This is a genomic window from Metabacillus flavus, from assembly GCF_018283675.1.
Taxonomy (GTDB): domain Bacteria; phylum Bacillota; class Bacilli; order Bacillales; family Bacillaceae; genus Metabacillus_B; species Metabacillus_B flavus.
Genome location: NZ_JAGVRK010000001.1, coordinates 954021 through 974590, shown reverse-complemented (window position 1 = coordinate 974590; position 20570 = coordinate 954021). Strand labels below are relative to the sequence as shown.

At 43.0% G+C, this 20570-nt stretch carries 23 protein-coding genes and 2 pseudogenes; 7 read left to right on the top strand and 18 right to left on the bottom strand.

Translation table 11 applies throughout. The features are described 5' to 3' along the window. Window positions 1–100: 100 nt before the first annotated feature. The 7 genes from J9317_RS05170 to J9317_RS05140 form a co-directional block, all read right to left on the bottom strand. On the bottom strand, window positions 101–448 hold the full coding sequence (locus J9317_RS05170; protein ID WP_211556781.1) for a nuclear transport factor 2 family protein: 348 nt from the start codon (window positions 446–448) through the stop codon (window positions 101–103). 111 nt (window positions 449–559) lie between these two features. Continuing rightward, window positions 560–826, bottom strand: coding sequence for a YueH family protein (locus J9317_RS05165; protein ID WP_211556780.1), 267 nt, complete (start codon window positions 824–826; stop codon window positions 560–562). A gap of 265 nt (window positions 827–1091) precedes the next feature. Then, window positions 1092–1235, bottom strand: coding sequence for a hypothetical protein (locus J9317_RS05160; protein ID WP_211556779.1), 144 nt, complete (start codon window positions 1233–1235; stop codon window positions 1092–1094). Window positions 1236–1264: 29 nt separating this feature from the next. Next, window positions 1265–2212, bottom strand: a complete 948-nt coding sequence (locus J9317_RS05155) for a tripartite tricarboxylate transporter substrate binding protein (RefSeq protein WP_211556778.1) — start codon at window positions 2210–2212, stop codon at window positions 1265–1267. A gap of 83 nt (window positions 2213–2295) precedes the next feature. After that, window positions 2296–3600 (bottom strand): CitMHS family transporter, encoded by a 1305-nt coding sequence (locus J9317_RS05150; RefSeq protein ID WP_211556777.1) that lies wholly within the window; start codon window positions 3598–3600, stop codon window positions 2296–2298. A gap of 323 nt (window positions 3601–3923) precedes the next feature. After that, complete coding sequence (locus J9317_RS05145; RefSeq protein WP_211556776.1) at window positions 3924–4586, bottom strand: response regulator; 663 nt, start codon at window positions 4584–4586, stop codon at window positions 3924–3926. After that, entirely contained in the window at window positions 4587–6143 is a 1557-nt protein-coding gene (locus J9317_RS05140) for a sensor histidine kinase (RefSeq protein ID WP_211556775.1), read from the bottom strand. 201 nt (window positions 6144–6344) lie between these two features. Here J9317_RS05140 and J9317_RS05135 point away from each other — a divergent pair, with 201 nt between their 5' ends. The 3 genes and pseudogenes from J9317_RS05135 to J9317_RS05125 all read left to right on the top strand — a co-directional run. Beyond that, the gene (locus J9317_RS05135; protein WP_211556774.1) at window positions 6345–7388 is read left to right on the top strand and encodes a hypothetical protein; all 1044 of its coding nucleotides are present in this window, start codon (window positions 6345–6347) and stop codon (window positions 7386–7388) included. Between the two features lie 621 nt (window positions 7389–8009). Continuing rightward, window positions 8010–8426 carry a VOC family protein gene (locus J9317_RS05130; RefSeq protein WP_211556773.1) on the top strand — a complete coding sequence of 139 codons (417 nt, stop codon included), beginning with the start codon at window positions 8010–8012 and terminating at the stop codon, window positions 8424–8426. Window positions 8427–8524: 98 nt separating this feature from the next. Further along, window positions 8525–8902 (top strand): annotated as a pseudogene (locus J9317_RS05125) (glutathione peroxidase); the annotation flags it as partial. Window positions 8903–8905: 3 nt separating this feature from the next. Here J9317_RS05125 and J9317_RS05120 read toward each other — a convergent pair. The 3 genes and pseudogenes from J9317_RS05120 to J9317_RS05110 form a co-directional block, all read right to left on the bottom strand. Next, window positions 8906–9214 (bottom strand): annotated as a pseudogene (locus J9317_RS05120) (RrF2 family transcriptional regulator); the annotation flags it as partial. Window positions 9215–9478: 264 nt separating this feature from the next. Continuing rightward, on the bottom strand, window positions 9479–9856 hold the full coding sequence (locus tag J9317_RS05115; RefSeq protein ID WP_249292005.1) for a hypothetical protein: 378 nt from the start codon (window positions 9854–9856) through the stop codon (window positions 9479–9481). A 33-nt stretch (window positions 9857–9889) separates the two neighbouring features. Further along, complete coding sequence (locus tag J9317_RS05110; RefSeq protein ID WP_211556771.1) at window positions 9890–10861, bottom strand: aromatic ring-hydroxylating oxygenase subunit alpha; 972 nt, start codon at window positions 10859–10861, stop codon at window positions 9890–9892. Between the two features lie 210 nt (window positions 10862–11071). Between J9317_RS05110 and J9317_RS05105 the strand changes: the two genes are divergently transcribed. From J9317_RS05105 to lepB, 3 genes are all read left to right on the top strand, one after another. Then, entirely contained in the window at window positions 11072–11515 is a 444-nt protein-coding gene (locus tag J9317_RS05105; RefSeq protein ID WP_211556770.1) for a DUF2243 domain-containing protein, read from the top strand. Beyond that, window positions 11515–12300, top strand: a complete 786-nt coding sequence (locus tag J9317_RS05100) for a cytochrome c oxidase assembly protein (protein ID WP_211556769.1) — start codon at window positions 11515–11517, stop codon at window positions 12298–12300. The genes J9317_RS05105 and J9317_RS05100 overlap by 1 nt, the downstream gene beginning before the upstream one ends. Before the next feature lie 123 nt (window positions 12301–12423). Further along, window positions 12424–12951, top strand: a complete 528-nt coding sequence (gene lepB / locus J9317_RS05095) for a signal peptidase I (protein WP_211556768.1) — start codon at window positions 12424–12426, stop codon at window positions 12949–12951. A 149-nt stretch (window positions 12952–13100) separates the two neighbouring features. Here the strand turns inward: lepB and J9317_RS05090 are convergent, their stop codons facing one another. Further along, window positions 13101–14051 carry an L-lactate dehydrogenase gene (locus J9317_RS05090; protein WP_211556767.1) on the bottom strand — a complete coding sequence of 317 codons (951 nt, stop codon included), beginning with the start codon at window positions 14049–14051 and terminating at the stop codon, window positions 13101–13103. Window positions 14052–14372: 321 nt separating this feature from the next. On the opposite strand from J9317_RS05090, the gene J9317_RS05085 reads away from it, so the two are divergent. After that, entirely contained in the window at window positions 14373–15209 is an 837-nt protein-coding gene (locus tag J9317_RS05085; RefSeq protein WP_211556766.1) for a glycoside hydrolase family 191 protein, read from the top strand. 142 nt (window positions 15210–15351) lie between these two features. Here the strand turns inward: J9317_RS05085 and J9317_RS05080 are convergent, their stop codons facing one another. From J9317_RS05080 to J9317_RS05050, 7 genes are all read right to left on the bottom strand, one after another. Then, window positions 15352–16080, bottom strand: coding sequence for a LutC/YkgG family protein (locus tag J9317_RS05080; RefSeq protein WP_211556765.1), 729 nt, complete (start codon window positions 16078–16080; stop codon window positions 15352–15354). After that, entirely contained in the window at window positions 16073–17500 is a 1428-nt protein-coding gene (locus tag J9317_RS05075) for a LutB/LldF family L-lactate oxidation iron-sulfur protein (RefSeq protein ID WP_211556764.1), read from the bottom strand. Before J9317_RS05075 ends, J9317_RS05080 begins: the two co-directional genes overlap by 8 nt. A gap of 15 nt (window positions 17501–17515) precedes the next feature. Continuing rightward, window positions 17516–18232 carry a (Fe-S)-binding protein gene (locus J9317_RS05070; protein ID WP_211556763.1) on the bottom strand — a complete coding sequence of 239 codons (717 nt, stop codon included), beginning with the start codon at window positions 18230–18232 and terminating at the stop codon, window positions 17516–17518. Between the two features lie 259 nt (window positions 18233–18491). Further along, on the bottom strand, window positions 18492–18761 hold the full coding sequence (locus J9317_RS05065; RefSeq protein WP_211556762.1) for a hypothetical protein: 270 nt from the start codon (window positions 18759–18761) through the stop codon (window positions 18492–18494). A gap of 3 nt (window positions 18762–18764) precedes the next feature. Continuing rightward, on the bottom strand, window positions 18765–19154 hold the full coding sequence (locus J9317_RS05060; protein WP_211556761.1) for an SHOCT-like domain-containing protein: 390 nt from the start codon (window positions 19152–19154) through the stop codon (window positions 18765–18767). After that, window positions 19151–19525 carry a DUF2089 domain-containing protein gene (locus J9317_RS05055; protein ID WP_211556760.1) on the bottom strand — a complete coding sequence of 125 codons (375 nt, stop codon included), beginning with the start codon at window positions 19523–19525 and terminating at the stop codon, window positions 19151–19153. The genes J9317_RS05060 and J9317_RS05055 overlap by 4 nt, the downstream gene beginning before the upstream one ends. A gap of 207 nt (window positions 19526–19732) precedes the next feature. Continuing rightward, window positions 19733–20446, bottom strand: coding sequence for a FadR/GntR family transcriptional regulator (locus J9317_RS05050; protein ID WP_211556759.1), 714 nt, complete (start codon window positions 20444–20446; stop codon window positions 19733–19735). Between the last annotated feature and the right edge of the window lie 124 nt (window positions 20447–20570).

Below are 20570 nucleotides of genomic sequence, written 5' to 3'. Positions count from 1 at the left end.
CCATTTCTTTTCATTATTTTCGCTTTCTGCTGCGGAAAATGCAAGTTTAAGAAAAGCATGGGAGCTGCTCTCAGCTCGGCAAACTGGCCGGAAGCTAAAGTCATTCTGAAAGAGTCCCCTGATGAAAAATCATCTGCCATTTCTGTCCTTTATAGCGCCAAATCGAGCTGCGCAGGGTTTTCTTCTCCAAAATGTGAACGGTATAAAAGGTCTGCACGAGTCCTTCACTCAGTAACCGGATTGAGAAGTGTGAAAGCTTCATTTCCGGAACGTCCAGCCCGTTCATACAATCACACTTATCTTTGGTCTTTCCTGAGCTTGTGATTTCCAGGAAATCATCCGCCAAAAGCCGGTCAAGCTCCTCTGCAGACGTACGTATTTCCGGCTGCAGCAAGCACTCTTCCAATTCTTTTAATTGATCCTGTAATCCAGCTAAATTCGCTTTCATCCTTCGCATCCCTCCGAATTTCGATTTCTATAATGCACAAATTTTATCACCTGGCAGAGAATGAAGCATGCCAGTTTTTTTGCAAAATAAAAAACCGGAAGGAATTCCCGGTTAAATAGCATCTTGCTTATGATTGAATTTTTTTACCATTCCTATGATTGACTTTGCCAATTCATCAGTATTTCCTTCAAACATATGAAAGTTTAACGAAGATTGCAGATGTACAAATTGATCTTGGAGTTCATCTATTTGGTTAAACTTTGCTGACCAGTGTATGTCTGGTACGGCTGCAATATATTGTCCATTGGCTGTTTTGTGCAAGAATACTTCTGCAACCCTATTTCCTGATAGGTTCATTTTTTCAAATGCGGTGTTCATTAACATCATTCCTATCTGTTCGAGGTTTTCCGAACGTTCGTTTCTATTGTAACATAGATAACGAAGTAATATAACCCACTTTACCATCCCGGTAAACCCATTTTCACAAATTCATTCTTTCTTCCTATTTAAAAAAGCGCAGCCGCACCCTTCTTTCAAAATAGAAATTTTCTTCGATATAAGAACTCAAAGAAAATTCCGGCTGGCTCCCAGATCAAAGTTAAAGAGACTGTCCCCGCACCCGCTTGTCCTCATGAAATACTTCTCAAAAATTAGAAGGATTACAGCCATCCCCAGCATCATGATACTCTTCATGAATCAATCTGCTTTCTGACTCTTCATATTTTCGCAGAATAGAAGAAGCATCAGCTGGAGAGAGTGTTGTTTTAAACTCTGTAATTCGCTGCATAGGCGGCACCCTTTCTTCTCGTAATCTATTCATTTCATAATGGTTTCATAAAACTTTTGCTGATTTATAAGAAACTCATTTGTTTGCTGGCTATTTTTATAAAACTCGCTCAGGTGGTTCTTTTTCAGGATTGCTTTCCATTCCTTCGTTTCTGTCATAGCCTTCAATTCTCGGTTCCACCTTCTCACTTCTTCCTCCGGCATTCCCTTAGGACCCATAACTCCCCGCCAGTGTGGAAAGACGATGCTGATTCCCTCCTCTTTCCAGGTGGGAATAGCCTCGAAATCTTTTAGCCGGCGATGGGAAGATACAGCGAGAATCCTTAATTTCCCTTGCTGGTGTAGAGCGGCCGCTTCAGAAAAAGAAAGGGAAGCAACATCAATGGAACCGCTGTCAAAAGAATGAATGAGATCATTAAGCGAATCATGAAGCTTGAACGGAATTTTCCCAGGATTGATTCCCGCTTCCCGTGCAGCTTGAACGAATGCTATCTGGTCATCGTTGCCGAAGCCCTGCTCCAGGCCGATACTCATGTCCCCAGGGTTCTTCTGCATGTTCTTGATGATTTCACTTGCATGGCGGTAAGGCGAATTTTTCGGTACAGCTATGGCCTCCCAATCTGAGACCAGAATGGCAAGCGGTGTAAAATCATGATAAGTGATTTCACTTTTACCTAGAATCTCGTTTGTCATAATTAACGAAGAGTTTAAAGTAATCGCTCCAGCTGGATGTGCCTTCACGTACTTCCATCCATTTTCCCCGCTTCCTCCAGATACATTGGCAACCTGAATGGATTTGGATCCTTTTTCATCCAATACTTTTTTCATGGATCGGCCAATTACATCCCAGCCTCCACCCTCAGCAGCAGGAATAATTAAGTTAATCTCCTTTGCGGGAGCCATTTCATTTGCAGGAGCTGCAGGCTGACAGCTGCATAGCAAACTAACACTAAGGGATAACGGCAGTATTCTCTTCATGTGCTTTCCCCCGTTTCTTACCAACATTATAATGGCTTTTTTCCAATCAAAAAAGCAGCCCTGTATTGCGGGGCTGCTCTGGTTTAAAAACTGATGGCTCCAGTAAGCAGTGCTGTGGCAATCATCGCTAAAGAGGTGAGGATTGCCCATTTTAATATAAATTTCTGGTGGGCTCCAAACTCGACTCCGCTCATTCCGCACAGCAGATAGGCAGAAGCCATCAATGGACTCATGGCATGGACAGGCATTCCAAGTACAGAGGCTCTGGCAATTTGGATTGGATCAACTCCATAGGCAGCCGCTGTTTTCGCAATAATCGGTAATACACCATAATAGTAAGGGTCATTCGCCATAAAATAAGTGAACGGCATGCTTGCCACAGCGGTAATGACCGCGAAATACGGACCAAATGCTTCCGGAATGACAGCGATCATGCTGTTCGCCATTGCATCCACCATCTTTGTTCCGGATAAAATTCCCGTAAAAACACCGGAAGCAAAAACTAGGGCGACAACCGCCAGGACATTCCCGGCATGTGTGCGGATTCGATCCTTTTGATGTTCCTGATTCGGATAGTTCACCATGATTGCGATAGCAAAAGCAATCATGAACAAAATAGGAAGAGGCAAAATCCCCTTGATTAAACAGAAAAGCAGAAGCAGTGTGAGGCCAAGGTTAAACCATAGCAGTTTCGGGCGTTTCCATTCATCTGCTTCCACCGCTGCAGCTGTCTCGGAAAAACCAGCCGTCTCTTTTGCGGAATCCAGGTCAATCACGCCAAGTCTCTGACGTTCTTTTCGTCCAAGGATAAAGGCCGTAACAAAAACCCAGAGAATCCCTCCAGCCATTACAGGGATTAGCGGAGTGAACATTTCGGTAGCATCCAGCTGAAGCGCCGCGATCGCCCTTGCTGTAGGTCCTCCCCATGGAGAAATATTCATCACACCAAACCCAAGCATAGCAATACACGTCAAGACAAGCGGATTCATTTTCAGCCGTTTATAGAGCGGCAGCATCGCGGAAATCGTAATCATATACGAAGTCGTTCCATCCCCGTCCAATGCGACAAGGGAGATCAGAAGCGCTGTCCCCAAAGCAACCTTTAACGGATCCCCTTTTACCGCCTTCAGAATTCTTTTGATAAGCGGATCAAACAGTCCTGAATCAATCATGATTCCAAAATAAAGGATGGCGAATAGCAGCATGACCCCTGTAGGCGCTACACTTTGAATCCCGTCCATAATCATCGGCCCCAGGTCTCCAGCAAAGCCCCCGATCACCGCGAACAAAATCGGAACAATAATCAAGGCAATAAGTGCAGATAACCGGCCTGTCATTAAAAAGAACATAAATACGGCAATCATAGAAAATCCTAATAGTGCAAGCATCCAATCCCCTCCTATGTATGCGTTTTCAAAATAGACTGACTAGTTTGAAATTTATTATAGAGGAGGTTTTTGCTCGTGTAAGCGTTTTCTTAATTACTCACATTTAATTTATTCCAATCATTTTGTTCATTTTGTTCACCTGGGGATCTGCGAACGGACTTTTTCGGTGAAAATGCCGTATAGGAAAACTTATTCTGATTTATGATGAATTTTTTCAGAGTTATGATGAATTTTTCGACTTTATGATGAATTTTTTTACAGTTATGATGAATTTTTCGACTTTATGATGAATTTTCAAAAGTTATGAGAGAAACGACTCGAATTTAAACAGAAAAATACTGCCGCTCAGGCCGGCCTACCGTTCCATATTCTATTTTAGTCTGAGCTTCCTTAACAGAGACGAGGTATTCCAAATACCTTCGCGCCGTTGTCCTGGACGCGCCCATTTCCTTACCGAGTTCTTCCGCGCTGATGCCTCCGCCTGCTTCAATGAGCTTATTTTTCACACGCTGCAAAGTAAGAGAGTCCACTCCTGAGGGCAAATCTTTAGGTTTCGCAGCTGATGTTGAAAATAAGCTGTCCAAAAAAGATTGATCAACTTCCTTCTTCATCATAATCTCGCGGCGTGTTTTAAATTGAAGCAGAGCCTCCTTGAATTTTTCCATCGTAACCGGCTTTATTAAGAAGTGGACCGCTCCATAGCTCAACGCTTTTTGAATAAGCTGCTTATCCGCTGCAGCGGTAATCATGATTACATCTGTATTCGGGAATTTCTGCCGGATTTGCGGAAGCAAATCCGTTCCCAGTGTGTCCGGCAGATACACATCCAGCAGGAGCACTTCAGCTGGCTCTTTTTCAAGCAATGCTAGGGTTTCCCGTCCATTCGCTGATTTTCCGCTCAGTTCAAAGCCCTCCATTGTTTCCAAAAATTGTTCGTGTATTTGAGCCACTCTGAAATCATCTTCTGCAATCGCTACTTTATACATCTAATTTGTCTCCTTTTTTGGAATGGATACGGTAAAAACAGCTCCATCGATTCCGCCCGTTTCAATGAATCCCCCAAGCTCTTCTACTGCTGCTTTTACATTGGAAAGCCCATAGCCCCCATGATCTCCCTTTGTTGAAACCCCTTGCTTAAAAATATCGTGATTAAAGGCAATACCCGGTCCGTTATCCTCCACTTCAAGAACAAGATCACGGCCCAGATCGGTTACGAAAAAAAGCACCTCCCGCACATCCTGATGGCTGACTGCATCAAACGCGTTATCAACAAGATTGCCGACAATCGTGATTAAAGCGGACATCCCAATGCGGTCAGGCAGCTGGCCGACAGAACTTTCACGGTCAATCGTAAAAGAAATTTTCTTCTCTGAAGCCTTGCCGATCTTGCCAAGCAAAATCGCCTGAAGCTTCGGATCGTTGATTTGTTCAAACAGCACTTGATTTTGATTCTGGCTTCTGACCGATTCTTCATTGATTAAATCAAGCGCCTCATCAACCCTCCCAAGCTCCAGTAAGCCGGAAATGACATAAAGCTTATTCGTATACTCATGGGTTTGAGCCCTCAAATCCTCCGAATACTTTTTCACTTCGGAAAGAGTATCAATCATCTTTACAAATTCCGTCTTATCCTTAAAGGTCCAAACCAAACCGGCTGCCTTGCCTTTTTCTAAAATGAGGTCATGATTGACGATCAGTACGCGATCACGATAGCTCATTTCCGCATTCCTCGTTAACTCGCTCTGCCGGAGGTTCTCCAATTCAGGAAACCAATGATCCCGATTATCCGAACCAAGCATCTCTTCTGCGGCTGGATTCATCAAGGTCACATTTCCTATTGAATCAAGAGCTAAAATTCCCTCGCCGAGAGAAGAAAGAATGGCGCTCCTCTCCCGGTAAAGGGCCGCAATTTGAGACGGTTCAAGGCCTAACGTATCTTTCCGGATGTTTCGGGCTAATAAAGCGCTTCCTATTATCCCAGCTGCAAGCACCGGCAAGGTATACAGAACCAGGTTTGTGATTTTCCCCGCAATCCTTTCCTTAATGTCCTTTTCGAGAAATTCAACCGTAACAACTCCTGAAACTTCCTGATAGTTTCCCTCGTCTAAAAGAATAGGAGCCTTTCCTTTCAAGGAAGGTCCAAAGCTTCCAGGCCCTTCTGCAGCATATTTCCCGGCAAAGACCAGGGCCTTCTCGCTATCCGGATCGCGAAGGACTTGACCAATTTTCGAGGCATCCGGATGAGAATAAATTCGGTTATTCCTATCTGTCACAATTACCGATGCTGCATCCACTTGATCACGAATAAGTTCAGCGAGTCCCTGTATTTCCTCCTGATTCCCTTCAATCATGGAATTCCTTATTTCCGGCATATACGCCACATTTGCAGCCGTCTGAATAGCAAGCTTTGCCGTTTCCTCTTTTGTATCGGACGATTCGAGATAGGCAAAGACTGAGACTAGAAGGCTTATGATGACAGAAAGAATGATGATGACAAGACCCATAATCTTTGTCTGAAGGGAAAAATTGTACCGTTTTTTCATAAAATTCCTCTCTTCACTTATCAGGCAGTGGTTTTATAATGCTATTTTCCTATCTTTCTATAAATTTACAATTTACCCTTTTCTTTGTTTGTTTTCTGTGTTAAATTACAAAAGTATTAATTTTGTTACAAGAATGTTACAAATAAACCAGATCCAGACACCCGCACACCTATAATAGTACATAATTTAGGAGGAAAAAAAGTGAAAACTAAAATGATGTTTGGCTTCATGGCAACAATCGCGCTTTCTGCATCTATTTCATTCCAAGCAGAAGCAGCAGCATCTCCCCTGTCAACTGCTACAGCAACCGGAGAGAAATTAAAAAAGGAGACAGCCGCGTTTGTTACGACAACGAATGCAGGTGATGTTTATGCAATCGATGAAAACTATGATGCCTTCACAAAAAGGCTGAAAACAACAGAACTTGCAATTGGCAAGGTACCCGGTGCAGCAGTACGTAAAACCCTAAATGATATGTATGTAACTCCTGCTAAAAAAGCGAAAGAAAGAGTTATATATGAAGTTTCCCAGGCGAGGCTGATGGGTTCCATTTCAAAATCGATTATTTTCAATTTCGAAGAGAATGCATTACTGGATTTGAAAAAACTTGACCGATTGAAAGACAGAGCGGTCGAAATTAAAAAGGATGGCGGATATGCAGCTGTTCCAGCATCCGTTGTAAAGGAATTAACATGGCTTGAGAGCTATTTAGAAGATGCAGCGGTGAATCCTTTTTACAAAAATAATGAGGAAGTCGTTTTGCTGCTGGATAACGATGCAAGTTCCAAACAGGCGACTCTTGGCGGAATCAAAATTGGAGATCCCAAACACAAAATTGAGCTTCTTCTTGGTAAACCGTATGTCGAATTCGGAAACCGTTCATGGGAATATGACTACAGCGAAACCGTATACGGCGGTGAAAAGCTTAGCATAGATTTTAGAAACACCATGAATGTATCCGGTATTTATTACACAACTGAAACAGATAAAAGCGAATCCTTTTCAAAAGAATTTATCGCAGAATACCCTGGGGATTTATACCAATCAACGGATGCCTATAACAAAGAACTGAAGGTCAATTCCCTCACTGTATTAAGCGGAACTGGAAAAGACTTTGTATACCTGCAAAACAGCAGTAATGATAAAACGGGAAAGCAGATCAATGATTATGTCATTCAGGATAAAAACAGCGTAACCTTTATAAATGTAAATTCAACTGAGGATTTTACCCGGATTGCAAAATAAGGTTCAGTAAATCAGTTCACAGACTGGACCAAAAACATGTATACTGGGAGTAACTTAGAATAACCTAAACAAGACCGCCTGGTGATTGCACACCAGACGGCCCCTCAATAGAAAGGTTCCCTGCAAGGGGGATCGGTCAAAACGAAGATAATCCACCCGCCGAGCCGTCAACTCAAGGGTGGATTATTTTTTATGGTTAAACGCCAAAATGGCAATCACAAGATTCGCAAACGAAATAGCAAACATCAGCGCTTGAAAAACCGTTATAGGCACCACCCCCTTTCGCCGGGAGTGTACCGTCCACCCTTGAGTCCCCTATTCTATTGTTTTTTCATTATAGCATAGGGGATGGAAGAATCAGCTGATGCGTTATACCTGGATTCCAGCAGAAGGACAAACAGTTGATTTCTGTGTCGGATATTTGGAATTTCCGATAACAGCTGGAGGGTCCGATATTTCATAGAAAGTGTCCAATCCATCTTGCTGAAGAACAGCGCCCGATGACCTGCACCCCTTCTCTACGAATTGATGGCATCTCTCTTTATTAAGCAGGATATGGGGCTTGTAAGCCGAATATTAAAATGGACTTATGGCAAATAAACCTATTCGGAGGGATTTTGAATGAGTGCAAACATCAGCAAGGTATTTATTAATTTACCTGTAAAAGACTTGGATCGAACCGTTGATTTCTTTACAAAGCTTGGATTCGAATTTAATCCACATTTTACCGACAAAAACGCCACTTGCATGATTATCAATGAACATACGTATGCGATGCTGCTTGTAGAAGATTACTTTAAGACTTTTACGAAAAAAGAGATCTCTGATTCTGCAAAAAGTACCGAGGTGATTGTTGCCCTTGCTGCAGAAAGCCGTGCGCATGTTGACGAAATTGTAAACAAAGCTCTCGATGCCGGTGGAAAGTCTTCAAACGAACCGATTGATCATGGATTTATGTACGGGTGGAGTTTCCAGGACGTGAACGATCATCTTTGGGAAGTATTTTATATGGATGAAAATGCTGTGCCTGAGGAATAGCATTTACTGATGACTGCATGGAATCGCCGTGCAGTCTTATTTTATCTGCACAGCGAGAAGACCCCCACTTCAAGCTGGCTGGGATGAACCGCGGTTTTACAGCCAGTCAATCCGGCTTTACATTCCAGTACGAGGACCATCAGCGTCTTTATGATCGCTACAAGGCAAAGGACTTTGTCATTTTAGGCTTCCCATCCAATCAGTTTGCTGACCAGGAACCGGATGATAATGACCGGATTCAAACATTCTGCATCCTTCGCTATGGTGTATCGTTTCCGATGTTTTAAAAAGTGAAAGTCCCGGATGATGGGGCTCACCCGCTTTTCGATTATTTAATATCTATCTTGCCGTTTGAAGGCTTTAACCATTTTCACCCTGTAGCTAAAGTTTTAATTCCTCTAATTAATGACCGGCACCCGGAATACTTATACGGAGACTCCATCAAGTGGAATTTCACTAAGTTTCTAATTGATCAGTTTCTTTATGTTCAGCATGTCATGAAAGATTCCGGTTGATGAATAAAGGGACTGCTTTCCTTCAATCGCCAAGTACACATCGTAGATTGGAATATCCTCCGGCTTTCTTTTTAAACGGAAGCCGCCCTTCTTCCCGGGAACAGAGGCAATCAAGTCTGCACTGACCAGCTTTCTGAGCAGCTTTTGAAAATAGGTCGGCGAGCCGCCTAGTTGGCCGCTGATTACTTCTCCAGGCAATACCGCCTTTCCAGGTAAAAAAGTCAGCATTAGAATTGCGTAGACGGCCTGTTCCACTCCGGTTTTCATTTGCAAAGGACTCACCTCAATTTCTATTCAGTTAAACTTTATGTGGATAATTATTATCCACTTTATACACAATACTCTTTTCCATTTTAAAATAAATATATTTAACCCATTTCATGAAGAATAGGAGGCGTTTATACAAAAGAACGGACCCCCCCCAACGTACTGCAGGCTCCTACTGCGTATAGGGAGGTAACCGCCGGTATTGATACTAAAAGACAGCTAAATAGACAAAGGTGCAAGCATGCAGCCTGCACCAAACTCGAAATATCCTTACTTTTTATACCATTGACCTAAAGGAGAAGGTACAAAAACAATCGGAAATCCTTCACCAAGAGAAGCTTTTACCTTATTGAAAAGCTCTAGGCCTCTTTCATCGTGTTTTCCCTCAAGCTCTAATCCGCCAGGCATCAATGTATCTTTTTCCATATCAATCCACTCACCGTAGTCTCCTATCCATTCAGCCAGTTCTTCTTTCAGTTCTTCTGACAGTGGAAAATTGTCGATATCCAGGTTTTCTTCGCATTTGCTGCACCAAATCGGATCCGCACTGAAATCTGCCTCCATCTTGTATGAGGGGTGAGAGCAATCTTTTCTGCTAAATAGTTTCTTAAAAATAACGAAAACTCCCTTACTGGTTATTACTAACAAGAATACTGAATTTCCCTTAATGTGCAAGAGATTTTAGTAAACCCTTACACCCTCATCAAGCCTGATTTTCCTTTCATCTTCCGAGAGAAACTCAAACCACCGTTTTCTGAAAGCGATCTGGGGACCGTCTGCAAAAACGTGAGCTTCCATCCTGAGAGCTTCAGGAATCGGCCTTGGATGCTGGCTCTCTACAATCGATTTATCTTCATCCAATACTTTAAGGCTGTACTTTGAAAAAACTCTGTCCATGAAAGGAATATTTTTAGCAAAAGTTCTTCCCGCATAACCGAAGATCAACGTTTCTTCCTCATCCACAGGAGTGAAGGTAACATAGTTAATGAAGGAACTCTTTCCTTCCTTTGCCGGCCTCAAAAGCCATTGCTGGGGAAACCGGTATTCAAGGAGTCCGCCTCCATTTTGAATCGTAATGTTATCTCGTTCATGTGTATAGGGAAGATCATGAAAGACGGTGCTTGTTTTCTTTCCTATTGTTTTTTTATGCACAAAGGAAAGATGAGCGACATCCAGCACACTTTCTACCGTCCTTGTCAGGTGGGCATTCCAATGAGCCTGGTAAGGGGACAGACGGTATCTCTTATCCTTCACATCCGGTATTACCTGAATTTCCGGTACGTGCTTTTCTAAATGATCAGGATATACCCATATGAGTCCTGCCTCTTCTGTTACCGGGAAAGCAGCTGTATGAGCGAATTTTGGGATCGCCTTGGTTGGCTGGGACGGAATTTCGTTACATGTTCCATCCGATTCAAACTTCCACCCATGATAAGCACACATGAGCTTGCCATCCTTCACGCAGCCCAATGATAAATCGGCTCCCCTATGCGGACAGAAGGCATGCAGGGCATTTGCTTCTCCCTTATCATCACGATACAGCACGATCTCCCGGCCAGTCACTTTTTTCCGTATGGGATCCTTCTTTAATTCTGATGAAAAGGCGACCGCATACCAGGCTGAAGGAAATACGCGGTTAATGTTTTCTTCCATCTAACCATCCTCCCTTAAATAAAGATCCGTTTGCTTTTATCATACCCGGTCTATTACCCTGTGAAAAATTATAGTCGGTTTATGTATGTACTAAACTTACACAAATTAAAACTCCCCGAAAGGACACCTTTACCAAAAGACCCAGTTTATTGATAATAAGGACAGGTTATACAAAACTATTAAGTTATATGAAGTAAGGGGGTTTAAATTATGGAAAAAAGACAGGCACTTAACGCATTGTCAGGGATCCTTTTCGGACTTGGCTTAGTTGCATTTTTCGATGAAACCGTTTTTCATCAATTGCTGCACTGGCATCATTTTTACGATAAATCGACCACGGATATTGGACTTGTTTCAGATGGAATTTTCCACTCCTTCAGCTGGTTCGCAACCATTGCTTCTCTTTTCATGTTTGCAGACCTTCGCAGGAAAAAAACGTTTTATGGAAAGAGATGGATTGGAGGAATATTGACAGGAGCAGGAGCTTTTCAGCTGTATGACGGGACGGTTCAGCATAAGCTGATGGGCCTTCACCAAATCCGGTATGGCGTCGATATCCTTCCATATGATCTTGTTTGGAACTTAACAGCCGCAACGATGCTTGCAGCGGGTATTATTTTACTCATTAAAACCCAGGCAGAGGAAAAAGGGTGATGCATAGCCATCATGAATCAGCTCCCGTCTTCAATTGGGCACAGCTGATCCTCGCTCTGCCCTTTTTGCTGGCCTTGTTTCTGTATCTGTTAGCCGCTTTTAAATCTAAAAAAAAATGGCCGCTCTATCGAATCGTGCTTTGGACATTGGGAATTTCTTTATCACTAATCTCCGTAATCGGCCCTTTGGCAGAAAGGTCTCATAACGATTTCAAAGCCCACATGCTCAGCCATCTTTTTCTTGGAATGCTGGCCCCTTTCTTGCTCGCACTTGCCGCTCCATTAACACTTGCCTTTCGGTCGCTGAGCGTTCAGAAAGGCCGCAAGCTTTCAAAGCTTTTAAAAAGCAAGCCGCTCAAGATTGCTGTTCATCCTTTAGCAGCATCCATTTTAAACATTGGCGGATTATGGGTCCTTTATTCGACAGGCTTATACGGATTAATGCATGAGCAAAACTGGATTTATGTTCTTGTACATGTACATATCTTTCTTGCAGGCTATCTATTTACTATCGCCTTCCTATACTTAGACCCTGTCTCGAAACGATACAGCTTTAAATTCAGAGCCGCCGTTTTAATCCTTGCATTTGCAGGGCATGGAATCCTGTCCAAGTTCATCTATGCACATCCGCCGGCAGGTGTACCGGATAAACAAGCCGAAACAGCTGGGATGCTGATGTATTATGGAGGGGACGTAATTGATATTCTTATAATCTTTGTTTTTTGCTTCCAGTGGTATCATGCCTCTCGTCCAGGAACCTCCTTATCCCACGCCAATCCTTCATAAAGTTGTAAAAAGGTGGAATAGATAATATCTTTCCCGGAAAAAAACGTGTAAAATAAGCTAAACACCCATTAAAAGAATTTCACGTTTTTGCCTTTTACCGAAGCAAGTAAAGGAGGCGCTTGTATGAAGGAACGCAGTAAAAAAGAGGTCTGGTCCTGGTTAGGAAGCATTCTGGCGGCTGTCGTCATTGCCCTTATTTGCCGGCACTTTATTTTCACCCCTGTCATGGTAGAGGGAAAATCGATGATGCCGACCTTTGAAACAAATAACCAGATCATCGTATCCAAAATCAGCAAAATTGAACGTTTTGATATGATTGTCTTTCACTCGCCAATCTCAAAAGACAATTACATCAAAAGAGTCATCGGACTTCCCGGTGACAGGATCAAAATTAAAAATGATGTCTTAACCATTAACGGTAAAATATATGAAGAACCATACTTGAAGGAAAATAAAAGCGTTCTTGTCCCCCGCGAAAATCTGACTGAAAACCTGAACATCCAGGTGCCGGCCGGCTCTCTTTATGTCATGGGAGACAACCGCCGCGACAGCATGGACAGCCGGGTCTTCGGCAGTATTTCTCAAAAAGCGGTTGTCGGGGAAGCAAAGTTTCGATTCTCTCCATTTGAGAAGATGGGAGTTCCTAAGTAAGGAAAAAGTGAGTACTGTCATCAAGGAAATTGCCCAAATCGCACCGTTACTCATACGAAAAACGCTTGAACATTGAATCAAGCGTTTTTTATTTACTAACTATAAATTTATCTATTCCAGCATTATGAATTCTGTTTATCCCTTTTTACTTAATCAAAATAAGCTTTCAATGTATTCCTCAGCACCTCTGCACTATGACCGAATCGCTGTTTTTCCTCCTCATTCAAATCAAGTTCAATCACTTCTCTGATTCCGCCGCGGTTAATCACAGCAGGGACACCTATATAAATTTGGTCTTCTTTGTACTCCCCTTCGAGAAGTGCAGAAACGGTCAGGACACTGTTTTCATTATGAAGAATCGCCTTCGTTATCCGCACCAGCCCCATCGCGATGCCATAGTACGTTGCCCCTTTTCTCTTTATGATTTCGTATGCCGCGTCTCTTACGCGAACAAATATTTCATCTAAATCTTCTTTTTTATAAGCTGCATCCCGCTCAATTCTTTTTAACACTGGCACTCCGCCAGCGTCTGCTGCGCTGTATACCGGGAGTTCACTGTCTCCATGCTCTCCGATGATATAGGCGTGAACATTATGTGGAGCGATTTCGAAGTATTCTCCAAGCTCAAAGCGAAACCGGGCTGTATCCAATATCGTTCCGGAACCAATCACCCGCTCCTTCGGCAGGCCGCTGAATTTCCACGTTGCATACGTTAAGATATCCACAGGATTCGTAGCCACTAGAAAAATCCCGTCAAAACCGGATGCCATCACTTCATCTGTGATACTTTTAAAAATCTTTAAATTCTTCTCTACTAAATCAAGGCGCGTTTCTCCCGGCTTCTGATTCGCCCCTGCGCAAATGACCACCAGGTCTGCGTCTCTGCAATCCTCATAGCTGCCAAGTTTCACTTGTGTCGGATACGGTGCAAACACCTTTCCATGATTTAGATCCATGACGTCGCCCATTGCTTTTTCTTCATTCATATCAATCATAATCAATTCATCTGCAATCCCTTGATTCATAAGTGCAAAAGCATAGCTTGATCCTACAGATCCCGTCCCAACTAATACAACCCGGTTTGCTGTTTCGCCTGCCATATCGCCTCACCCTTTCAGAAAACAGAAAATTTGTGAAATATTTCACATTTTTATTTTATACCGAATGTGATTATTTGCCAATGGGGTTACTTAGATGTTTTTTGTCTGTTTTGTTACTGATTCTGCAGACATGCTTCTTTGAGCATACTTAATAGCAGATTTTATACACATTTATGATAAGTTAAATTTAGAAAGGCTATGTTAAAGCATAAGGTTGATTTTTAACACCTGTTGATCGGAGCGGAAGGCGTGAGACGCCTTCCGCGGAAATCAACAGCCAAGTTTAGCAGAGCTTTCAGAAAAGAAAAAAGGATGATTGCTATGAGAAAAAAATCCACCTTGCTATTACTCTGCTTCTCGATCCTTCTCTTTTTTTTACTGGGTTATTTGCTCAATATTTTAAACAAGCAGAAAAATCCACTTGATGGAGTTCTGCAATACAAAATCTATTACGGCGAACCAGCAAAGGATGCCGTTAATAAATTATCCGGCTATCCCCTCGTCATTATTGAACCAACCTACTATTCTAAGAAGCAGATACAACAAATAAAACGAAATGGGACTCTTGTTTACGGATATATAAATTCAATGGAAGCGGATCGATGGAACGAAAAACTATTCAAGCAATTTGAGAAACAGGATTTCCATCAAAGAGATGGAGAACGGGTTTACCTTAAAGAATGGGATGCTTACTTAATGGATATGACATCACCCCATTACCGGGAAACACTTCTAAAAGAAATTAATCAGCAAATCGAGGATAAGCAGCTGGACGGAGTCTTTTTAGATACAATAGGAGACATTGACGATTTTTTCTCAGAGGATCCAAAAGAGATGAAGCAGCAGCAGGAGAGTCTGATCCTTCTGCTTAAAGTACTGGAAAGAAGGCAGCTATCTGTCATCCAGAATTGGGGGATGGAAACCGCACAAAAAACGGCCCCATATATTGACGGGTTTATGTGGGAGGATTTTCAATATTCCTTTATTATGAACGATGACTGGTCAAGAGAATGGATGGAAAAGACCCGCCGCTTATCCGGGGAGTATGGGGTTAAGATCTTTACCGTTTCTGAAAAAGAGAAGAAAAAAAGTGAACAGCTTGCTGAAAAGCAGGGATTCATCCATTATTATGCTCCAAGGGATTATGAGGAGTGGTAAAAGGGGGATGCGCGGCATCTCCCTATTTTATTAATTTATTAAACCCTCAATGCCGAATATCAACCCTCGCCTGTCGAATAGCGACCTCTCGATAAATTTCGTCAAAATCCCACTTTCATATGCAAGCCGCACCCTAGACCAATCAACGGTCCCCGACCACAATATAAGTAGCCTTAATTGGGCCATGCACTCCAACAACCAGGTTCATTTCAATATCCGCTGAGTTGCTGGGTCCCGAGATGAAGTTAACACAGGAAGCGACCTCTTCGCCTGCCTGAATTTGCATGTGAATCTTCTGAGCCGTCTGAGTAATCCGCGGCACAAGCGTACTCTTCGGAATGATGGCAATATAGGTGGCCGGCAGCAAAGATACAGACCGCCCTTTCCCGCTTCCGCTGAAGAGGACAACAGTCCCCGATTCGGCGAGGGTTTGGTCGCTGAAGGTGATGCCGACGTTTGCCTCTTCCGCCTTCTTGATGTTCTCATCCCCGAGTTTAGTATCCCAAATATGCGTTTTCACATCTTCCCTTGGCAAGTCATCATTAATAAGCGACGACAGGCCAAATTCCCGAAATCTGGGGTCATCCCACGTAATAACCGGTCCCCCTCCATATTCCATGACTGTATCTTTAAGGGTTTCATAAAGACCTAAGGAGTTTGTTTCCCTGTAGGTTGTATGAATTCGAATGCACTGCTCCTTTAAAACCTCCAGCAATTCATCCTGATTCAATCCTTGCAGGACACCATCCTGCGGGCGATGCTTCCACTCAGGCCGCAATACTCCTTTGGACCGCCTTGGCCGGCCCAGATTTTGGGCAATGTTATTTAAAAAGGATTCTTTGTTTTTTATGGTACCTGCCATCTTAGTCATCCTCCCTTTTCAGGCGGCTTTTCATCCAGTCGCGCAGACGTTCTTTTTTAGGAACAGGGAATTCCCTGATTTCTGTCCATGCTTTGAGAGGTCCCGGTCCCTTTGAGATTTTTCCACCGGCAGTGAAGGGACCCATGGCAGCTGGAGCTGCTTTACCGCCCAAGCCGTAGAGGGCAGATGATGCAGCACCTAAACCAAACGCCTTCATCGCCATTTTCTCAGAAATCGGCGCTTTTCCTTCCCGTTCTACAATGGCCTGCCGATGCTTATGCAAAAGCTCATGCAGCGGGATCTTCACCGGACATGCGTCGGTACAGGCGGCACACAGTGTAGATGCATAAGGCAATTCTTTGTATTCGTCATAGCCCCCAAGCAACGGAGTCAGAACCGCACCAATCGGACCTGAATAAATTGATCCGTAGGAATGGCCGCCTACATGGCGGTACACCGGACAGACGTTTATGCACGCTGCACAGCGGATGCACTGCAGAACCGATTGAAATTCAGTGCCGAGAATTTTGGACCTTCCGTTATCCACAATGACGAGATGAAAATCCTCCGGTCCATCTGCATCCCCATCCTGTTTAGGTCCGGTCAGCGCAGTGACATAGCTGGTCAGCTTTTGACCGACCGCGCTCCTTGTCAGCAGGCTGACAAGCACTTCAAACTCCTCGAAGGTCGGGACAATCCGCTCCATCCCCATGACCGTTATTTGCGTTTTCGGGAGAGCTGTAGCGAGCCTTGCATTCCCCTCATTCGTCACGAGGCTGACCGATCCGGATTCGGCTATCGCAAAGTTGCAGCCGGTAATCCCAAGGTCTGCCGCTAAAAATTCCTTCCTTAGCATCTCCCGTGCATGAAGGGTAAGCTCCTCCGGTTTTTCTGTTTTCGTGTAGCCAAGCTTTTCTTTGAAAACGTCACGGATTTGCTCCTTATTTTTATGTAAAGCCGGCGCTACAATGTGAGAGGGAGGGTCATGGTCATCCACCTGCAGAATATACTCGCCAAGATCCGTTTCAATGACCTCACAGCCAATCCCTTCAAGGTATGCGTTCATATTGATTTCTTCTGTGACCATGGATTTTGACTTCACAATCTTCTTTGCTTTCTTTTCTATCGCAACCGAAGCAATGTACTCATTGGCTTCCTCTGCTGTTTCAGCAAAAAATACATGACCGCCGCGTTTCACTACATTTTCACTCATCATCTCCAAATAAAAATCAAGGTTCTCAAGCGTATGCTGGCGGATTTCTTCTCCGTGCGAACGCCATTCCTCCCAGCTGCCCAGCTCTTCCGCTGCTTCATTTTTCCGTCCCTGCAGTCTTTCCTGAGCACCCGATACAGCAAGCCGCATAAAGGAATCCCCAATTCCTTTGCCTACCCGTTCATTAAAGTTCTCTGTTCCGATCCTCATTGGCATGGCCGTTCTCTCCCTTCATTGATGATTTAAAATTTCCGCGATATGCAGCACCTTTACCGGTCTTCCTTTACGGTCGATTCTCCCGCCGATATTCATCAGACACCCGCAGTCCCCGCCAATCAGATAGTCTGCTTCCGTCCGTTCAATACACTCTACCTTTTCATCCACCATTTGTTCCGAAATCGCCCCCATTTTCACAGAAAACGTTCCCCCGAAGCCGCAGCAGTTCTTCGCGTTTGGAAGGGGCAAAAGTTCAAGTCCTTTTACGTTCTTTAATAGTTTAAAAGGTGCCTCCGTTACTTTAAGCAGCCTCGTCATGTGGCAGGACGTATGGTAAGTGGCTTTCCCATCAAAGCGCGCGCCGACGTCTTCAACTTTTAGCACATTGACGATAAAATCCGTCAGCTCAAAAGTCTTTTCTGCAAGCGCTTTCGATTTTTCCGACCATTTTCGATCTTTTTCGAAAAGGTGAGGATATTCCTTGAACATCGCGACGCAGGAACCGGATGGGGACACTACGTATTCCGCTTGCTCGAACGCGCGGATCATATTCTTCATCGCTTCCTTCGCCTCTTTTACATACCCGCTGTTATAGGCGGGCTGGCCGCAGCATACCTGTTTCTCTGGAAAATCAACCTCACAGCCGAGCCGTTCGAGCAGTTCAACTGTTGCCTTCCCAGCTTCAGTTTGAAACATATCCACCAGGCAGGTGGCAAACAATGAAACTCTCATGTTTCACTACCCCTTCCGAAAATAAGTCAACAGGTCATCTGATGACTTCACTTAATTTCCCCTATTATAGATCAAATTTTACGGTTCCTCAAGGGGAAATCAGACAAATATTGATGACTCGTTTTGCAGATTAGGCTGTAAAGGAGCCTTCTTATTAATGCAAGTAAAACTTTTTTTCCAGCCAGGGTAAATTGCCTTCCATCCAATCCAAACATAACGCTGCCATATTAAAAAGCATTATCCCTATTCGAATAATGCTTCACAGTTTTACCTTTACTTCGGTACCGTCTTTTAATTTAGTTTCCACGAGCACTAGGCCTTTATGCATTGAAAGTCCCTTCAGCAATGGTTTTAAATCTTTCCTTTCCATTTCCGGAAAACTGAATTTATTGCCATCCTTTTCAATTGCCCTATTAATCAAGCGGGTCACTCTCTTTGAAGTAATAATCATACTAACCAAATGTAAAACCGCATAAGGAACGGGAATGGAGAATCGCTTATCCTTTACTTTTACCTTGACTATCAACATAGTTTACTCAATCACTACGAATACTTTATCACCGTTAGCCGAGGTGATATCAACAATTTGTCCGTCCAATTCGTTTTCGATTGCTTCGATGAGCAGATCAACATTAATATCTTTTACATATTTTTCTGCATCGGGGATTTTTTCAGCAATACTTGTACCTACTTTCAAGACAGCCTTTACCAGATTAATTGGTAAATTCACGTTTACATTATCACCTTCTTCAGAGGTAACCCGAATCTTTAATATTTTATTGCCATATGATCCTTCTTTCTTTAATGAAAACCGTTCTGATTGGTCTTCCACTTGGAGGATATTAATTAATTCACTCGCTTTTTCTTTATCAATCTTTCCTTCTTCCACCAGCGTTAATACTCTTGAAATTTCGTCCTTCATTCCGTTTCCCCCTCTTTTAATAAACGGATCGCTTCTTCCGCTGTAATTTCTCCCTTTTCTAAAAGACCTACAATCTTTTTCTTATCGACTCCCGGTTTCTTTTGTGTGTTATATCCCAGGATGGAAATGATATCATCTAATTTACCCCTGACCGTTGGATAGGAAATGCCTAATTCCTTCTCCACTTCTTTTATATTCCCGCGGCATTTAAGGAAAGTTTCAATAAAATGCAGTTGTTCCTGACCTAAAGAAGACAGTTTTGAAGCTTCAAATTCATTTTCTATAGTTGTCTGACAATGTCCGCAATGCAGCTTTGTAATTTTTAATGATTCGCTGCATACCGGGCAATTTGTGAGTAAAGGATATGCCATATTTTGCTCCTTTCTGATATTAACCATATTATACTATTTTTTTAATTATATCAAATATAAACTTAAAAAATTTTATAAAATAAAGATTATTTATTAAATAATTTAATTTTATAATTAAATATTACCATTAACCGTTTTAATAAAATTAGATCGGTTTAAATCATCCTGTCAAAAAAAAGAAAGCAAACTGTCGTCTGCTTCCCATTCCTACCTCTTTAAATATTTCATCAAAACCTCTTCCACCTTCACCAGATGGCTCATCATTAAATCCTGTGCCAGTGCTTCGTCTTTATCCGAAATGGCTTCAAAAATCTTCACATGCTCCTGGTACAGGCGCTTTGATGTTGTCTGTTTCGAATAAAGCCAGATTCTTCGCGTTTCCCGCATTGTATTGAGCATCATTTCAGAAACATTGTTCATCAGACCCATCAGCATCGGATTGCGGGAAGACTGGGCAATGGCCATATGAAAATCAAAATCGGACTTTTCTCCAAGCTCTTCGTTTCCGATTGTGCCTTTCATCTCGAGAAGAATTTCTTTAAGCTTGTTCAAATCTTCATCTGTACGGTTCCTTGCTGCGGAGGCAGCGATGCCGGCTTCCAGTATTTTTCGGACTTCAAGGAGATGGGCTATCGCCTCCCGATCCATAAGAACGGCGGAAAAGAGGGAGCCTCCAATTGCGTTCGGATCGAACTTCTTTACATACGTTCCCTCACCCTGCTTCATTTCGATCATTCCCATTGCTCTCAGTGCGCTTAGCGCTTCGCGGATCGCCGATCTTCCGACATTGAAATCTTCTGAGAGCTGCTGAACGGAATTCAGCCTTTCTCCTGGCTTGATAGCCCCTTCTTTTATTGATTCAAGAATCGCTTCAGCGACCTCTTCGTATATTTTTTTGGGTTTGATTTGTTTGTAATTCACTGTATCCTTCACCTCTGCTGGCTTCCATCTGTATCAAGTATACTCTGCAGACAGCTTTTGATAAAGCAGCGAAAGAAAATTCAGAAAACAGTTGATTAAACGATTGCCGACCATTTATACTCTT

Excerpts from the sequence above, each read along its gene's own strand:
- J9317_RS05070 (WP_211556763.1), bottom strand. The coding sequence starts at position 18,232 with ATGAGAGTTTCATTGTTTGCCACCTGCCTGGTGGATATGTTTCAAACT.
- J9317_RS05105 (WP_211556770.1), top strand. The coding sequence starts at position 11,072 with ATGGAAAAAAGACAGGCACTTAACGCATTGTCAGGGATCCTTTTCGGA.
- J9317_RS05130 (WP_211556773.1), top strand. The coding sequence starts at position 8,010 with ATGAGTGCAAACATCAGCAAGGTATTTATTAATTTACCTGTAAAAGAC.
- J9317_RS05080 (WP_211556765.1), bottom strand. The coding sequence starts at position 16,080 with ATGACTAAGATGGCAGGTACCATAAAAAACAAAGAATCCTTTTTAAAT.
- J9317_RS05160 (WP_211556779.1), bottom strand. The coding sequence starts at position 1,235 with ATGCAGCGAATTACAGAGTTTAAAACAACACTCTCTCCAGCTGATGCT.
- lepB (WP_211556768.1), top strand. The coding sequence starts at position 12,424 with ATGAAGGAACGCAGTAAAAAAGAGGTCTGGTCCTGGTTAGGAAGCATT.
- J9317_RS05155 (WP_211556778.1), bottom strand. The coding sequence starts at position 2,212 with ATGAAGAGAATACTGCCGTTATCCCTTAGTGTTAGTTTGCTATGCAGC.
- J9317_RS05060 (WP_211556761.1), bottom strand. The coding sequence starts at position 19,154 with ATGAAGGACGAAATTTCAAGAGTATTAACGCTGGTGGAAGAAGGAAAG.
- J9317_RS05100 (WP_211556769.1), top strand. The coding sequence starts at position 11,515 with ATGCATAGCCATCATGAATCAGCTCCCGTCTTCAATTGGGCACAGCTG.
- J9317_RS05075 (WP_211556764.1), bottom strand. The coding sequence starts at position 17,500 with ATGCCAATGAGGATCGGAACAGAGAACTTTAATGAACGGGTAGGCAAA.
- J9317_RS05145 (WP_211556776.1), bottom strand. The coding sequence starts at position 4,586 with ATGTATAAAGTAGCGATTGCAGAAGATGATTTCAGAGTGGCTCAAATA.
- J9317_RS05165 (WP_211556780.1), bottom strand. The coding sequence starts at position 826 with ATGAACACCGCATTTGAAAAAATGAACCTATCAGGAAATAGGGTTGCA.
- J9317_RS05140 (WP_211556775.1), bottom strand. The coding sequence starts at position 6,143 with ATGAAAAAACGGTACAATTTTTCCCTTCAGACAAAGATTATGGGTCTT.
- J9317_RS05085 (WP_211556766.1), top strand. The coding sequence starts at position 14,373 with ATGAGAAAAAAATCCACCTTGCTATTACTCTGCTTCTCGATCCTTCTC.
- J9317_RS05090 (WP_211556767.1), bottom strand. The coding sequence starts at position 14,051 with ATGGCAGGCGAAACAGCAAACCGGGTTGTATTAGTTGGGACGGGATCT.
- J9317_RS05065 (WP_211556762.1), bottom strand. The coding sequence starts at position 18,761 with ATGTTGATAGTCAAGGTAAAAGTAAAGGATAAGCGATTCTCCATTCCC.
- J9317_RS05110 (WP_211556771.1), bottom strand. The coding sequence starts at position 10,861 with ATGGAAGAAAACATTAACCGCGTATTTCCTTCAGCCTGGTATGCGGTC.
- J9317_RS05055 (WP_211556760.1), bottom strand. The coding sequence starts at position 19,525 with ATGGCATATCCTTTACTCACAAATTGCCCGGTATGCAGCGAATCATTA.
- J9317_RS05150 (WP_211556777.1), bottom strand. The coding sequence starts at position 3,600 with ATGCTTGCACTATTAGGATTTTCTATGATTGCCGTATTTATGTTCTTT.
- J9317_RS05170 (WP_211556781.1), bottom strand. The coding sequence starts at position 448 with ATGAAAGCGAATTTAGCTGGATTACAGGATCAATTAAAAGAATTGGAA.